This is a genomic window from Spiribacter salinus M19-40, assembly GCF_000319575.2.
Lineage (GTDB): Bacteria > Pseudomonadota > Gammaproteobacteria > Nitrococcales > Nitrococcaceae > Spiribacter > Spiribacter salinus.
Genome location: NC_021291.1, coordinates 31,164 through 46,084, shown reverse-complemented (window position 1 = coordinate 46,084; position 14,921 = coordinate 31,164). Strand labels below are relative to the sequence as shown.

At 65.6% G+C, this 14,921-nt stretch carries 10 protein-coding genes; 5 read left to right on the top strand and 5 right to left on the bottom strand.

Translation table 11 applies throughout. The features are described 5' to 3' along the window. The first annotated feature begins 5 nt into the window (after positions 1–5). From SPISAL_RS00195 to SPISAL_RS00175, 5 genes are read left to right on the top strand one after another with little or no spacing between them, the layout of a single operon-like run. Positions 6–1,001 carry a 3-oxoacyl-ACP synthase III family protein gene (locus SPISAL_RS00195; protein WP_016352448.1) on the top strand — a complete coding sequence of 332 codons (996 nt, stop codon included), beginning with the start codon at positions 6–8 and terminating at the stop codon, positions 999–1,001. A gap of 14 nt (positions 1,002–1,015) precedes the next feature. After that, complete coding sequence (locus SPISAL_RS00190; protein WP_016352447.1) at positions 1,016–5,845, top strand: NAD-glutamate dehydrogenase; 4,830 nt, start codon at positions 1,016–1,018, stop codon at positions 5,843–5,845. Continuing rightward, positions 5,842–6,636, top strand: a complete 795-nt coding sequence (locus SPISAL_RS00185; RefSeq protein ID WP_016352446.1) for an alpha/beta fold hydrolase — start codon at positions 5,842–5,844, stop codon at positions 6,634–6,636. The genes SPISAL_RS00190 and SPISAL_RS00185 overlap by 4 nt, the downstream gene beginning before the upstream one ends. Positions 6,637–6,651: 15 nt before the next feature. Continuing rightward, positions 6,652–8,937, top strand: a complete 2,286-nt coding sequence (locus tag SPISAL_RS00180; RefSeq protein ID WP_016352445.1) for an NADP-dependent malic enzyme — start codon at positions 6,652–6,654, stop codon at positions 8,935–8,937. Positions 8,938–8,940: 3 nt separating this feature from the next. Next, a complete protein-coding gene (locus SPISAL_RS00175; RefSeq protein ID WP_016352444.1) occupies positions 8,941–9,918 on the top strand; it encodes a quinone oxidoreductase family protein in 978 nt (325 codons plus the stop codon). Here SPISAL_RS00175 and SPISAL_RS00170 read toward each other — a convergent pair. From SPISAL_RS00170 to SPISAL_RS00150, 5 genes are all read right to left on the bottom strand, one after another. Then, positions 9,908–11,119, bottom strand: a complete 1,212-nt coding sequence (locus tag SPISAL_RS00170) for a heme biosynthesis protein HemY (RefSeq protein ID WP_016352443.1) — start codon at positions 11,117–11,119, stop codon at positions 9,908–9,910. The genes SPISAL_RS00175 and SPISAL_RS00170 overlap by 11 nt on opposite strands. Next, positions 11,116–12,315 (bottom strand): uroporphyrinogen-III C-methyltransferase, encoded by a 1,200-nt coding sequence (locus SPISAL_RS00165; RefSeq protein ID WP_016352442.1) that lies wholly within the window; start codon positions 12,313–12,315, stop codon positions 11,116–11,118. Before SPISAL_RS00165 ends, SPISAL_RS00170 begins: the two co-directional genes overlap by 4 nt. Next, the gene (locus SPISAL_RS00160; RefSeq protein WP_016352441.1) at positions 12,308–13,066 is read right to left on the bottom strand and encodes a uroporphyrinogen-III synthase; all 759 of its coding nucleotides are present in this window, start codon (positions 13,064–13,066) and stop codon (positions 12,308–12,310) included. Before SPISAL_RS00160 ends, SPISAL_RS00165 begins: the two co-directional genes overlap by 8 nt. Continuing rightward, positions 13,063–13,986: a hydroxymethylbilane synthase gene (gene hemC, locus SPISAL_RS00155; protein WP_016352440.1), complete on the bottom strand. Its 924-nt coding sequence runs from the start codon at positions 13,984–13,986 to the stop codon at positions 13,063–13,065. The genes SPISAL_RS00160 and hemC overlap by 4 nt, the downstream gene beginning before the upstream one ends. 86 nt (positions 13,987–14,072) lie before the next feature. Beyond that, on the bottom strand, positions 14,073–14,810 hold the full coding sequence (locus SPISAL_RS00150) for a LytR/AlgR family response regulator transcription factor (protein ID WP_016352439.1): 738 nt from the start codon (positions 14,808–14,810) through the stop codon (positions 14,073–14,075). Positions 14,811–14,921 lie beyond the last annotated feature (111 nt).

The following is a 14,921-nucleotide window of genomic DNA, read 5'->3' as shown; positions in this document are numbered from 1 at the left end:
TCGCCATGACCGTCGCTGCCAACGTCGTTGCCACCGGGCGCTACCTACCGGAGCGCCTTGTGACCAACGACGAGCTGCGACAGCAGTTCGCGGGCCATGAGCGTGCGGATGTGATCGACCGCTTCGAGGCCAACTCCGGCATTCTCCAGCGCTACTGGGCGCATCCCGAGCAAACCACCTCGGATCTGGCTCTCGAAGCCGCCCGCCAGGCGCTGGCTCGGGCTGGCCGGCGGGCCGCCGAGCTCGACCTGATTTTGCTGGGCACGGATACGCCAGATCACATCACCCCCGCCACCAGCGTGATCTTGCAGGCCAAGCTTGGCGCGACCGGCGCTGGCACGTTTGACATCAGCTGCGCGTGCGCGGCCTTCCCCAGTGCCATGGCCACCGCGGCGGGGCTGATGGCCACCAACCCGGGGATTCGCTCGGTGCTGGTGGTGGGCGCCTATCTCATGCAGCGCCTCGCGGATCCCACTGATCCGATGGTGTTCTTTTATGGCGACGGCGCCGGCGCGGCGCTGCTCGAGCGGGGCACGACCGGCGGCGTTTGTGCCAGTGCTTTCATTGCCGATGGGCATTACGCCGATCACTGGGGCATCGCCGCGGGCGGCACCGCCGAGCCCGCAAGCGAGGCTGCCGTCGAAGCGGGGCGCACCCAGGTCCGTTTGTCCAAGCGCTATCCACCCGAGATCAATGAAAACGGCTGGCCAAAGGTGGTGCGAAGGCTCGCGCAACAGGGCGAATTCGCGCCGAGTGATATTGCGGCGGCTATCTTCACCCAGGTCAATGCCGCTACCATCGACACAACCTGCACGGCGTTGGGCATTAAAAAAGACAAAGCGCCCAAACTGATGGACCAGTACGGCTACACCGGCTCGGCCTGCGTGCCGATTGCCCTCGATCACCTGCTCGAGCGCCAACAGATTGGCCCAGGGGATCTGGTGACGCTGGTGGGCTCGGGTGTGGGCTACAACATGGCCGGTGTGGCCGTGCGATTCTAGGAGAGGAGTAGGTCATGCATCAGGCGAGCGCCATGCGAGCACGCCGGATCGAGGAGCTGCTGGCACGGGTGGAGTCCCGCTGGCCGGCGGCTCAGCAGCGCCTGATTCAGACTTTCCTCAAGCACTATCATGGTGCGGTCTCCACCCGCGATCTGAACGAGCGCGACACCCAGAATCTCTACGGCGCGGCACTCTCCCACTGGGCACTGGCCCAGACCCGCACCGCTGGCCGCGCCCGAGTCCAGGCCTACAACCCCGACCCCGAGCAAAACGGCTGGGAGTCCACCCACACCGTGGTGCAGATCGTCACCGACGACCAGCCGTTCCTGGTGGACTCCGTCTCAATGGCCCTGAACGAGCTCGGGCTGATCATCCACCTCATCGTGCATCCGGTGCTCCAGGTCGCCCGGGATGACCACGCCATGATTCAGTCGGTCGGCGCTGAACCCAGCGAACCGGGCCAGGCCGAGGCCTGGATACAGTTCGAGGTGGATCGCCAAAGCGAGACCAGCCAGCTTGAGGCCATCGAAAAAGCGGTCGAAGCCGCCTTGCATGATGTCGCGGTCACCGTGGCCGACTGGCAGCCCATGCGCCAGGCCGCCCAACGGGCGATCCGCGGTCTACGCCGCCATTCACCCGCGGTTGATGACGACTATCTCGACGAGATCATCGCCTTTCTCGAATGGGTGCTGGATGATCATTTTACGTTTCTCGGCTACCGTCGGTACGACCTGCGCCACCGGCGCGGCGACCTGGCACTGTGCGCCATCGCTGGCACGGGGCTTGGCCTGCTTCGAGAGACCGACAATGATGACCACGCCTCGAGCAGCTTCGAGCTGTTGCCACCGTCCCTGCGCGAGCAGGCGACCGACCCCGACCCCTTGCTACTGACGAAATCAAGCCATCGAGCCACCGTGCACCGCCGGGGCTACATGGACAGTATCAGCGTGAAGCGCTTCAACGCCCGCGGTGAGGTCGTGGGCGAACACCGGTTTCTGGGCCTGTACACCTCGGCGGCCTATAGTCGCAGCCCCCGCAACATTCCCCTGCTGCGCCGACGTGTCGCGGCCATCCTCGCCGGTGCCGGGCTGCGCGACAACAGCCATGCCGGCAAGGCGCTCGCCCATATTCTCGAAAACTACCCCCGGGATGAGCTCTTCCAGACCGACATCCCCACGCTGCGTGAGACGGCACTGGGCATCCTGGAGCTCCAGGAGCGCCAGCGCGTGCGCCTGTTCGTGCGCCATGACCGCTTCGGACGCTTCGTCTCCTGTCTGATCTACGCGCCCCGCGACCGCTACGACACTGAAATCCGCCAACGCATGCAGGCCATCCTGATGCATGCGTTCGGCGGCGAGCATTCCGAGTTCACCGTGCAGCTCTCCGAAGCGGTCCTCGCTCGCATTCACTTCGTTATCCATCTCGGCGGTGAGCCGGTTGAGGATGTGGATCATGAAGCGGTAGAAGCCCAGATCGCCGCCACCACCCGGTCGTGGTCGGATGATCTTGGTCAGGCCTTGCTCGAGCACGACGGTGAAGCGCGGGGTACCCGGCTGCATCAGGCCTACGGCGATGCCGTCAGTGCCGCCTATCGCGAGGACACCAGTCCGCGCACGGCGGCTCAGGACATCAACCGGCTGGAGAGCCTGGATCAGCAGAACGGCCTGGCGATCAGCCTCTACCGGCCACTCGAGGCCCCCGCTGGCAGCCTGCGCCTGAAGCTGTATCACACGGGCGAGCCCATCAGCCTGTCCGCGGTGCTACCCGTGCTCGAGCACATGGGCGTGCAGGTCATGGATGAGCGCCCCTACGGGATCTACCCCAAAGACCGGGCGCCTCGGTGGATACACGACTTCGGCCTGCAACACGATCCAGGCCGCGAGCTCGACGCCGGCACCCTGCGCGATCATTTCCAGGCGGCGTTTGCCGCCATCTGGCGGGGCGAGACCGATGATGACGGCTTTAACGGGCTGATTCTCTCGGCTGGCCTCAGTTGGCAGGAAATCACCATTCTCCGGGCCTATGCCCAATACCTGCGCCAGGCCGGCACGCCTTACAGCCAGCCCTACATCGAAGAAACGCTGGCCGCCAACCCGACCATCGCAGCCAACCTGGTCGCCTTGTTCGAGGCCCGATTTGATCCCGAGCGAGGCGATGCGCAGCGTGCCGAGGACCTGGCAGCGACCATCGAGGCCGGTCTGGACGAGGTCTCCAGCCTCGATGAAGACCGCATTCTCCGACGGATGCTCGCCGCCATACAGGCCACGCTGCGCACTAATCGCTACCGTCAGGATGACTGCGGCGCTCCGCGGGATTATCTGGCCCTGAAGCTTCGCCCAGGCGACATCCCCGGTGTCCCCAAGCCCGTCCCTGCGTTCGAGATTTTCGTGAGCTCACCGCGCGTCGAGGGCGTGCACCTGCGCGGCGGTCAGGTCGCGCGGGGTGGCCTGCGCTGGTCGGACCGGCGTGAGGACTACCGCACAGAAGTACTCGGCCTGATGAAGGCGCAGATGGTGAAGAACGCCGTCATCGTGCCCGTGGGCGCGAAAGGGGGGTTTGTCTGCAAGCAACTTCCCAAATCGCGGGCCGAGCAAGCCGATGAAGTGCTCGCCTGCTACCAGATGTTCATTCGTGGACTGCTGGATGTGACCGACAACATCGTCGATGACCAGATCCAGCCGCCGCCCGGCGTGGTGCGCTATGACGACGACGACCCGTACCTTGTGGTGGCCGCCGACAAAGGCACCGCCACCTTCTCGGACGATGCCAACGCCATCGCCGAGGCCTATGACTTCTGGCTGCATGATGCCTTTGCCTCCGGCGGCTCGACCGGCTATGACCACAAAAAAATGGGCATCACCGCGCGCGGGGCCTGGGTGGCCGTTCAGCGCCACTTCCGGGAGATGGGCCGAGATATCCAGCGCACCCCGGTCACAGCCGTTGGCGTCGGCGATATGTCGGGCGATGTCTTTGGGAATGGCATGCTGCAGTCCCGCACCCTTCGCCTCATTGCGGCTTTCGATCACCGCCACATCTTCATTGACCCCGACCCGGATGCAGACGCCGCCTTCGCCGAGCGTGAGCGGCTGTTTGGCCTAACGCGCTCCACCTGGGATGACTATGACCGTGCCCGCATTGCCACCGGTGGGGGTGTGTGGCCACGCACCGCGAAATCCATTGCGCTGAGTGAACCCGCCCGTGCGGCACTCGGCATCAGCGCCGAGCAGCTGACGCCTAACGAGCTCATTCAGGCGATCCTGAAGGCACCGGTCGACCTGCTGTGGAATGGCGGCATCGGCACCTACATCAAAGCCGAGGATGAAAGCGACGCCGACGTCGGCGATAAGGGTAACGACGCGGTCCGGGTCGACGCCGAGAACCTGCGTTGCCAGGTCATCGGTGAAGGCGGCAACCTCGGGATCACTGCCCTCGGGCGGGTCGCCTTTGCGCTCGCAGGCGGCCGGGTCAACAGCGACGCCATTGATAACTCCGGCGGCGTCGACTGCTCCGACCATGAGGTGAACATCAAAATCCTGGTGAACGGCGTCGTCGATGACGGCGAGCTCACGGTCAAGCAGCGTAACCGGCTGCTGGCGGATATGACCGAGGCGGTGGCCGACCACGTGCTGGCCAACAACTACCGTCAGACACAGGGCTTGAGCCTGATGCAGGATCGCGCGGCAGAGCGGTTGGATGAGCACGCCCGGGCGATGCGCACCCTCGAGCGAGAGGGCCGGCTGGACCGAGTGGTCGAGGAGCTGCCGGACGACGAGACGCTGACCGACCGCCAGCAACAAGGCCTCGGCCTGACCCGACCTGAGCTGTCCATCCTGCTCGCCTACACCAAAATCCGCAGTTACGAAGCTTTGCTGCAGACCGAACTGGTGCAGGGCGAGGAATACCTGCCAGACCTGATTGCCTACTTCCCGGCCCCCCTGCAAACCCGCTGCAGCCGCCGAATCGACCAGCACCCTCTGCGCCGCGAGATTATTGCCACCAATCTGGTCAATCACATCCTCAACCGCATGGGCGCCACCTTCCTGATGCGCGTGACCGCGGTGACCGGTGCCGATACTGCGGACGCCGCCCGGGCCTTTGTCGCCGCCCGTGAACTCTACGGATTGCGCACGCTCTGGCATGACATCGATGCCCTGGATCATCAAATCAGCGCCGATCACCAGCACGCCATGCTCCATGCGCTCTGTGATCTCCAGGAGCGCGCCACCATCTGGATGCTGCGGCGGAGCCTGCCGGCCAATGGCATGAGCGACTGGCTGGACCGCGCCAGTCAGACCATCAACACCCTCGAGCAGGGCCTGCCCGAGCTGCTGGCCGAGCCCGAATTCGAACGCCTCGAGGCCCGTCGCCAGCACCATATTGACGCCGGGGCGCCCGATGCCCTTGCCCAGCGGATCAGCCGTCTGCCAACGCTCTATGACGCGCTCGACATCGCCGCAGCGGCGGCCAACCGCGACGCGACGCTGGAGGACACCGCCCGGATCCATTTCGGCGCGGCCCATGCCCTGGGCCTTGAGACCCTGCGTGAGGCGATCCATGCCTTTATCGCAGTGGACGACTGGCAGGTTCGCTTCCGCGGCGGGCTGCTGGAGGGCCTGCACGACGAACAGCGCCGCCTGACCGAGACTATCCTGGCGGAGACAGCGGCTGATCCGGCAGCCGAGCGGATCGAGCAATGGATGACCGACAACGGCGATCGATTGACGACCTTCCGCCAGAGCGTTGATCAGATCAGCGGCGTTCCGCAGCCGGAAAGCGCCATGCTGGGGGTGGCCATGCAGGAGCTCCGAGCGCTCAGCACCGATCATGAGGAGCGCCCCGCTTGAAACCGCCACTCGAACTCGCCGTCAACGAATCCGGCTCAGGCCCACCGTTGATTATGCTGCACGGGCTCTATGGCTCCGGGGCCAACTGGCGGGGTATCGCGCGGGCTTTCGAGGACAGCCACACCGTACTGCTGCCCGACCTGCGCGGCCATGGCCAATCGCCAGCCCATCCCGATATGGATTACCGGCGCCTGGCAGACGACGTCATCGCTCTGATGGACCGCCAGGGCCTTGAACGGGCTCGACTCGTTGGCCACAGCATGGGGGGCAAGGTCGCCATGACGATGGCGCTGTGTCATCCCGCCCGCGTTGAGCGGCTGGTGGTGGTCGACATCGCGCCCGTCGCCTATGACCACGGCGCAGAACACGGCGGCATCATTGCCGCCTTGCAGCAAGTCGATCTGCAGGCCATCAGCCGTCGCGCGGACGCCGATGCCGCCCTGGCGCCCGCGATCCCGTCTGATCTGGTTCGGCAGTTTCTGCTGACTAACCTACAACGCGAGGGCCGCACCTGGCAGTGGCGCATCCCGCTGGACATTCTGGCGGATCAATTGCCCGTCATTCAGGGCTGGCCGCTGGACAGCACCCCGACGTGGAGCGGCCCGGCGCTGTTTATCCACGGCGAGGCCTCCGGATATGTCACGCCGGCCGGTACGGCTGCCATCCACCGCGTTTTTCCGCAGGCCCGCGTGATCGGGCTACCCGGTGTCGGACACTGGGTTCACGCCGAGGCACCCGGGCCGTTTACCGAGCATCTCACCGAATTTCTGAACCCTGAACCACTGAAATGACCCAAGGAAACCCCCATGGCTGAGGACTTCAAGCAAAGCGCCCTCGAATACCACCGCTACCCGACCCCCGGGAAAATCGAGGTGGCCCCCACCAAGCCGCTGGCCAACCAGCGCGACCTGGCACTCGCCTATAGCCCCGGCGTTGCTGCGGCCTGCGAGGCGATTTCCGAGGATGAACGCGAGGCCGCCAATGTCACGGCGCGCGGTAACCTGGTAGGCGTCATCACCAATGGCACCGCCGTTCTGGGACTGGGTGCCATCGGCCCGCTGGCCTCCAAACCGGTTATGGAAGGCAAGGGCGTGCTCTTCAAGAAGTTCGCCGGGATCGATGTGTTCGATATCGAGATCGATGAAACCGATGCCGATCAGCTCGTGGAGACCATCGCTCGGCTGGAGCCCACCTTCGGCGGCATCAACCTGGAAGACATCAAGGCACCGGAGTGCTTTGAGGTCGAGGAGAAGCTGCGGGCTCGCATGAACATTCCGGTGTTCCATGACGACCAGCACGGCACCGCGATCACCGCCGCGGCGGCGATCTACAACGGTCTGCGACTCGTCGGCAAGCGCTTCGAGGACGTGAAACTCGTCACCTCCGGCGCCGGCGCCTCAGCCATCGCCTGCCTGGACCTACTCGTGTCCATGGGACTCAAACCCGAGAACGTCATCGCCACCGACCGTCAGGGCGTGATCTACCAGGGCCGCAAGGAGTACATGGACGATCGCAAGGGCGTCTATGCCACGAGTAGCAAGGCGCGCACACTGGCAGAAGCCATTGAGGGGGCCGATATCTTCCTGGGGCTGTCCGCGCCCGGTGTCCTGGATCAGGACATGGTCAAGCGCATGGCGGACAAACCCATGATCATGGCCCTGGCGAACCCCACGCCGGAGATCTGGCCCGAGGACGTATTTGAGGCACGCTCGGATGCGATCATCTCGACCGGTCGGTCGGATTACCCCAACCAGGTCAACAACGTCCTCTGCTTTCCGTTCATCTTCCGCGGCGCTTTGGATGTCGGCGCGACGACGATCAATGATGAGATGAAAAAGGCCTGCGTGCGCGCGATTGCGGACCTGGCGACCATGGAGTCCTCGGACGTGGTCGTTGCGGCCTATGGTGGCAAACCGCTGTCTTTCGGGCCGGAGTATCTGATTCCCAAGCCGTTCGACCCGCGGCTCATTACCCGCATTGCACCAGAAGTGGCCCGCGCGGCCATGGAAAGCGGCGTCGCGACCCGCCCGATCGAGGATTTCGCCGCCTATCGCCGGCGTCTCTCCGATTACGTCTTCCAGTCGGGCTTGCTGATGAAACCCATCTTCGAGCGGGCCAGCCAGAACCCGAAACGGGTGGTCTACGGCGATGGCGAGGATCAGCGCATCCTCCAGGCCGTGCAGCTGGTGGTGGACGACAGCCTCGCCCAGCCGATCATCATTGGCCGCCGACGCGTGGTCAAAATGCGGATCGAGCGGCTTGGCCTGCGGCTCACCATCGACGAGGATTTTGAGCTGGTCGACCCGGAAGATGATCCGCGCTTCCGGGAATACTGGCAGCTCTATCACTCGCTCATGGAGCGCCGGGGCATCACGCCGGACCGGGCCCGCCAGATCGTTCGCACACGCAACACCGTGATCGCCGCGCTGATGGTGCGACGGGGCGAGGCGGATGCGATGCTCTCCGGTGCTGTCGGCAAGTATCACCGCCAGCTTGATTATGTGAACGAAGTGCTCGGCCGGCGCACGGGGGTTCGTAATCTCGCCGCCATGAACGCGATCATTACGCCCAAGGGCACGCTTTTTCTGTGTGACACCTACGTCAATCAGAACCCGACCGCCCATCAGCTCGCCGAGATGACCGTGCTCGCCGCCGACGAAATCCGCCGCTTCGGTATGGTGCCCAAGGTCGCGCTGTTGTCTCACAGCAACTTCGGGACGTCGGACGCGCCGGAGGCAATCAAGATGCGCGAGACGCTGCAACTCCTCGAAGATCGCGATCCGGCGCTGGAGGTGGAGGGCGAGATGCACGGCGACGCCGCCCTCAACGAGTCGATTCGAAGCCGAATCTTCCCGAACTCGCGCATGGAAGGGCAGGCCAATCTGCTGATCATGCCCACGCTCGATTCGGCGAACATTGCCTTTAATCTGCTCAAGACGGTGACCGATGCCGTGTCCATCGGGCCCATCATTCTGGGCATGTCGAAGCCCGCGCATATCCTCACGCCCTCGGTGACCGTGCGTGGCATCGTCAATCTGACCGCGCTGGCCGGCGTTGAAGCCGCCATGGCGGCCAGCGACAAGGAGAGCTGAACCATGACCCAGGCGATTTGCATTCACGCGTTCGGCGGGCCCGAGACCTTGCAGTTCGAGTCGGTCGATGTACCGGCTCCCGGGCCGAACGAGGTCCGGGTACGGCACACCCACATTGGGGTGAATTACATCGATGTCTACTTCCGCACGGGCCTGTACCCGCCAGCGGCCATGCCCTTTACCCCTGGCGTTGAGGCGGCCGGGGAGGTTGTGGCGGTGGGTGACGCCGTGACTGGCTTGCAGCCGGGTCAGCGTATCGCCTATGCGGCAAGACCACCGGGGGCCTATGCCGAGGAGCGGATTATTCCCGCAGATCGACTGGTCCCCCTGCCAGATGCCATCCATAACGAGCAGGCGGCCGCCATGATGCTCAAAGGGATGACCGCGCACATGTTGCTGGCCCAGATCCATGCCGTGCAGCCTGGCGAACCGATCCTGATTCATGCGGCGGCCGGCGGCGTTGGCCTGATCGCCTGTCAGTGGGCTAAACAACTCGGTGCCACGGTGATCGGCACCGTGGGCAGCGAAGAAAAGGCCGAGCTCGCGCAGGCCCATGGCTGTGATCATCCCATTCTGTACCGCCGCGAAGACATTACTGAGCGTGTGCGGCATTTCACGGGTGGAGAAGGCGTCGCCGTGGTTTACGACTCCGTGGGTGCGGATACCTTGATGACGTCCATGGATTGCCTGGCCAAGCGCGGCCTGCTGGTGAGCTTCGGCCAGTCTTCCGGCAAGCCGCCGGCCATCGAGGTTGGACAACTGGCCGCCGGTGGGTCGCTGTTTCTTACCCGGCCGACCCTTTTCGATTACATCGGCACCGCCGCGGACTTGCAGCACAGCGCCGAGGCCCTGTTCGACGTGATTGAGCGCGGCGCCGTAACGGTTCAGGTTGGTCAGCGGCTGCCGCTGGCTAACGCGGCTGAAGCCCACCGTGCCTTGGAGGCACGCGAAACCACTGGCTCCACGGTGCTTATTGCCTGACCGGACCCTCGAGAGCGAGCGTCGGCGCAAGGCCCAGGGCCCGGCGGTAGGCCAGGCGCGCTTTTTCTGGTTCATCCAGGCGCTCGTAGAGCTCGGCCAGAAGTCGATCAATGGCCGGATCGCTCGCGCGTGCCGTTGCGGCTTCCAGATAGCTGCGCGCCTGACCCCACAAGGCGCAGCGGATGGCCTGCCGAGCGGCCGCGTGAAGCAGTGTCGGATCCTCCGGACGCTCCTTGAGCCAATCGGTCAGCGGTTTGTAGGCTCGTTGGGGCGGATCCATTTCGAGCTCGCCATAGACTTCCACGAGCTCGCTCGCCCACCGATCTTTGAGCCAGCGCCGCAATTGCCGCTCGGCCGTCGCCGGACAATCCGCCTCAATAAGCGCGCGCGCGTAACGGGCTCGCAGTTCAGGGTCGCGCTGACGCGCTCGCGGTAATGCCTTCCAGACCTGCGCCAGGGCATCCGCCCCGGCATTCGGCCCCAGTGCGGTCAGCCGGCGCTCCAGCAGCCGGGCCTCGAGCGCGGTCATTTCATCGTCCGGCAGGACCGCCTCCCGACGCAGATCGGGCAGCAGAGCCTCCAGGCCGGCCTCATCCTCCAGTGCTTGCAGGGCCCGCGCCATCAGCGCGAGGAGACGATGATTGCGGGGCGCCTCCTTGCGCAGCCATCCCAGGGTCGCCAGGGCCTGTTCCCACTGTGCGGCCTCCACTTGAAGGCGTGCCTGCACCAGGCCAACCGCCAGTCGCGCCCGCGGCTCGGCGGCATCCGCCTCAGCCAGCAAATCATCCCGGCGCTTCCAATCCCCCCGACGCTGGGCGGCCAGGGCTGAGAGCAGGTGATTGAACACGGGCAGACGTGCAGCACCGGCACTGCTCTCCAGCCGTTTTTCCGCCAGGGCATAACGGCCCTCCGCGAGCTCAATCAAGCCCTCAACCAGTTCATGGCGGGCACGAATGCCGCGACGCTGCCCTAGCCGGCCGCGGATTCGGTAGGGTACGTGGCGCAAGCGCCGGACCAGCGAGGCGACCACCGCCGCGAGCACCCAGACCACCACCACCGCGGCGAGCGCCACAAACAGACTGCTCTGCAGGGTCAGGTCACCCACTCGGACCATCACAAAGCCGCTCTGGCGCTCGAACCAGAGGGCGCCACCCACGCTGAGCAGCAACAACACCAGCAGACTGAGCGTGCGCCGCATCATGGCTGGCCTCCGCTCTCCAGCAACGGCTCGAGGTCATCCGCAATGGCCGGGCGCGCCGAATCCACGCGCAGACCCCGCAGCTCCGCCAACGTGGCGCGCACGTCTGTCACGCGCTCGGAGGCGGAATCAAAATACGCCGCAATCCACCCGTCAATTCGCGCCACTGCGTCCCGGTAGACATCGGCATTGCCGCGCAGCGCCGCCAGGCGAGCGGATTCAATCTGCAGGGTCAGATTCTGCTGCAGGAGGAATCGCGCCTCGGGATCCGGCAGCGGCTCGACCTGGCGATCCCGACTGACCGTCACCAGACCCTCCAGGCCCGCGCGCAGCTGCGTCCAAGCCCGCTCCAGACGGCCGCGCCAGCCCGTCGTCTCGCGGGGTGCCGGGTCATCCGCCTCACGGGCCTGGCGGCGCTCAATCCCCTCGGCCAGCGGCAGATCGGCCAGCCGGTCCGCGGTGCGGCTCAGGCCAGTCATGATGGCCGCGGTGTCTGCCCGCTCCGCGTCGAGCAGGCGATCAGTCGCCCGCGCGATCGCCTCCCGGCCATCAATGCCCGCACCACCAAGCCCGGCCAGCAGCCGATCAGCAGCCTCAAGCGCCTCAAGCGCCCCGGGGATGTCGCGATTGAAACGCACGCGATTGACGGCAATACCGGCCAAGTAAGCAGCCTCAGCCTCTCGCCAGTCATCCGTCTCCGACTGCATGCGCCGGAAGAGTTGATCCACCCGATCCGCGAGGGCGTCACGCGCTTCCACCTGATCTTCGAACCGGTTTTCGAGTCGCGCCATGGACTCCAGGCGATTATCCAGGTTGTCGCTCAACCCATTCAGCCGGCCCTGAAGCTCGCCCAGTCGCTCACTTTGCTCGGATCGCAGCGTTGCCAGGGCCGATTGGTCCGCAAACCCGGCTTGCTCAGCGCTTAAGGACGCCACGCGCTCGTAGAGAAACCAGCCGCCTGCACCCCCCAGGCCACCAATCACCAAGACGCCCACCAGGGCGATGACGCCGGTGACGCTTCGACGCGGTGGCGGTGGCGGCGGCGTCTTCGTCGATTGATCCGACGACTCCGATGGCGCCGACTTCGCTGTCTTAGCCGAGGCCGCTTTGGTTGCCCGAGCCGGCTTGGACGCGGACTTCGGCGGCGGTTCGGCATCCGGCTTATCAGTGTTTGGCTTGTCGGTGTTCTTTTCAGTCATTGCCTTCTCTCTGCAAGGCCTGGACAACGGCGGCGGACAAATCGGCATCCGCGACCCCGGCAGCGACAACAGGGTCGACAAACCCCATCGCGCGGGCATATGCCGCCACCCGATCACTGACTGTGATCAGACGGCTGGCTTGTAGCCACTGTAGCGCGGGTTGGCCTGTCATGCCGAGCAACGCGTCCAACCCAGCCCGGCTCGTCACGACCGTCGCATCCAGGGGGGCCGATCGCCATGCCGGCGGCACATCCAACGCTGCGGCGGCGGGGACCCGCCGATAAACATCCACCTCCACGACAATGACCTGGCCTTCGCGCAATACTTGCTGCAGTCGCTCGCGACCCCCTTCGCCCCGGAAGATCAGCACGCGCTCTCCGGCGGCCGGCGCAAAGTCAGGCTCTGCCAACAGCTCATCGACGCCCCCACCGGCCCGCGGCGCGACGGCAACGGGCAACCCGTCGGCCTGGGCCCGTGCCGCTGTGCCCGGGCCCACCGCCGCGATCTGCGCACGCGAGCGATCAATCGAGTCCAGCCACGGCAGGGCCCATTGCACAGCGTTGGGACTGGTAAAGACGAACCAGTCCACCGGCTCAGCCGGTGGCCAGTCCGCCGGCGTCCGTGGCTCAATGGCCAGCGCGGGACGCTGAAGCACCTCAGCGCCAAGCGCCTCGAGCTGCTGCGCCAGCCCCTCACCCTGCCCAGCGGGTCGGGTCACGAGCACACGCCGGCCCGTCAAATCTCGAGTCAATGCACTTCTGCCAGAATCTCGCCAGCGCCCCGTGCCAGCAAATCTTCCGCCAGAGAGAGCCCCAGGGCCGGTCCCTCGGCCCGCGGTGCGCGGCCCTCGGCCCGAAGCACCCGCTGCCCGTCCCGGCTCGAGACCAGGGCCCGCAGCCACAGCGAATCGCCCGCCAGCTCCGCATACGCGGCCAGCGGCACATGACAACTGCCCTCCAGGCGGGTGTTAACGGCGCGCTCTGCGGCGACGCGGTCATGGGTGTCGCGGTCGTCCAACGCGGTAATCAGGGCTTCGACCTCGGCATCGCCCGCGCGGCACTCGATGCCAAGCGCCCCCTGGCCGACCGCCGGCAGGCTGTCCGCCGGGGGCATGATGCGGGTGATCCGCTCTGCCATGCCCAGGCGGCGCAAACCCGAGGCCGCAAGCACGATGGCATCAAAGTCGCCCGACTCGAGACGGCCCAGGCGTGTCTGGACATTACCGCGCAGGGATTCGATTTGAAGATCGGGCCGGCGCTCCCGTAACTGGCATTCCCGTCGCAGGCTCGCGGTGCCGACCCGAGCGCCGGCCGGTAGCTCGCTGACATCGGCATAGTGCGTGGAAATGAAGGCATCACAGGGGTCATCCCGATCGAGGATAACCGGCAGACGAAAGGCGTCTGGCACCACGGCGGGCACATCTTTCATGGAGTGCACGGCAATATCGGCGCGACCTTCGAGCATGCCCTCTTCCAGAGCTTTGACGAACAAGGCCTTGCCACCCACGGCCATTAACGGCCGGTCGGTGATCTCGTCACCACGGGTGGACATGCCCACCAACTCGACATGGAGCCCGGGGTGGTGCTGACGCAGCCGCTCGGCGACGTGCTCGGCCTGCCAGAGCGCGAGGGGACTGCGACGCGTCGCAATACGCAGGTGATCAATTGACATGGCATCGTGCTGTTTAGGTCGGCGGCCGCGGCGGGCCCGAGTGGATCTGCCGCAACCATACCGTGCCGACGCCGCCCGGCCAACGTTCAGCTGGGGGTGGACGCCTCGCGTAGCCAGCGGCGTACGGCCGGTAGCCGGCGCCGACTGACCGGAACACGGGTCGCCATCCCGTCAATCAGCGCGTGGGTCTGGCCGTAGAGGTCCTTTTCGAGGCCTCGCAGGCTGTCACGCGCCACCAGGGCGCTGCGGTGTACGCGCAGAAAGCGCGGGCCGAATTCCGCTTCGAGCTGACACAGTGAGTCCTCAATCAGGTCCTCGCCGTCATCATGCTGGACGGTGACGTATTTGTGGTCTGCCATGAAGTAGCGCACGTCGTTGACGGGGATGAGACCAAGGCCCGCCCGCCGCCGACAGAGAATATGCCGGCGATGACTGGCATGCCGGCCGCCCTGTAGCGCGGCCACCTGACCCCGAGTCAACGGCTCGGCCTGATTCAGCGCCGCCGCCAGGCGCTCCGGCTGAACATAGTCAAGGATATGGTCGATACCAGCCTCTTCCAGGGTGCTGAGGACCGGCGCCTGCAATGACGTCGCCGGCAGAATCGCCGGGGGCACCGGTGTCTGGCTTAGCGCCAGCGCGATCTGCAGGTCGGCCTCTTCGAACATGCCCAGCAAAATGACGGCGGCGGGGTCGGCCTGGTGGCGCTCGATAGCGTCCTCAGGCTCGTCGAGCACCGCGGTCACCCGGCCCATCGGGCCCGTCGCAACCAGTCGGGCAAGGCGGTGACGCAGCGCGTCGTTGCTACAGGCAATCACAATCTTCATCAATCGGCCTCTTTCGTTCTAAAGCGGTGGAATGCAAACCGCCGGGCGGCGGCGTGAGGCGCCTAATATGCGCAAGCGCGCCGCAAATAAACGCCAAACGGTTCACACCCG

What these genes read in the sequence shown, in the direction of transcription:
- SPISAL_RS00180 (WP_016352445.1), top strand. Translation starts at nt 6,652, where the DNA reads ATGGCTGAGGACTTCAAGCAAAGCGCCCTCGAATACCACCGCTACCCG.
- SPISAL_RS00150 (WP_016352439.1), bottom strand. Translation starts at nt 14,810, where the DNA reads ATGAAGATTGTGATTGCCTGTAGCAACGACGCGCTGCGTCACCGCCTT.
- hemC (WP_016352440.1), bottom strand. Translation starts at nt 13,986, where the DNA reads ATGTCAATTGATCACCTGCGTATTGCGACGCGTCGCAGTCCCCTCGCG.
- SPISAL_RS00195 (WP_016352448.1), top strand. Translation starts at nt 6, where the DNA reads ATGACCGTCGCTGCCAACGTCGTTGCCACCGGGCGCTACCTACCGGAG.
- SPISAL_RS00165 (WP_016352442.1), bottom strand. Translation starts at nt 12,315, where the DNA reads ATGACTGAAAAGAACACCGACAAGCCAAACACTGATAAGCCGGATGCC.
- SPISAL_RS00170 (WP_016352443.1), bottom strand. Translation starts at nt 11,119, where the DNA reads ATGATGCGGCGCACGCTCAGTCTGCTGGTGTTGTTGCTGCTCAGCGTG.
- SPISAL_RS00190 (WP_016352447.1), top strand. Translation starts at nt 1,016, where the DNA reads ATGCATCAGGCGAGCGCCATGCGAGCACGCCGGATCGAGGAGCTGCTG.
- SPISAL_RS00175 (WP_016352444.1), top strand. Translation starts at nt 8,941, where the DNA reads ATGACCCAGGCGATTTGCATTCACGCGTTCGGCGGGCCCGAGACCTTG.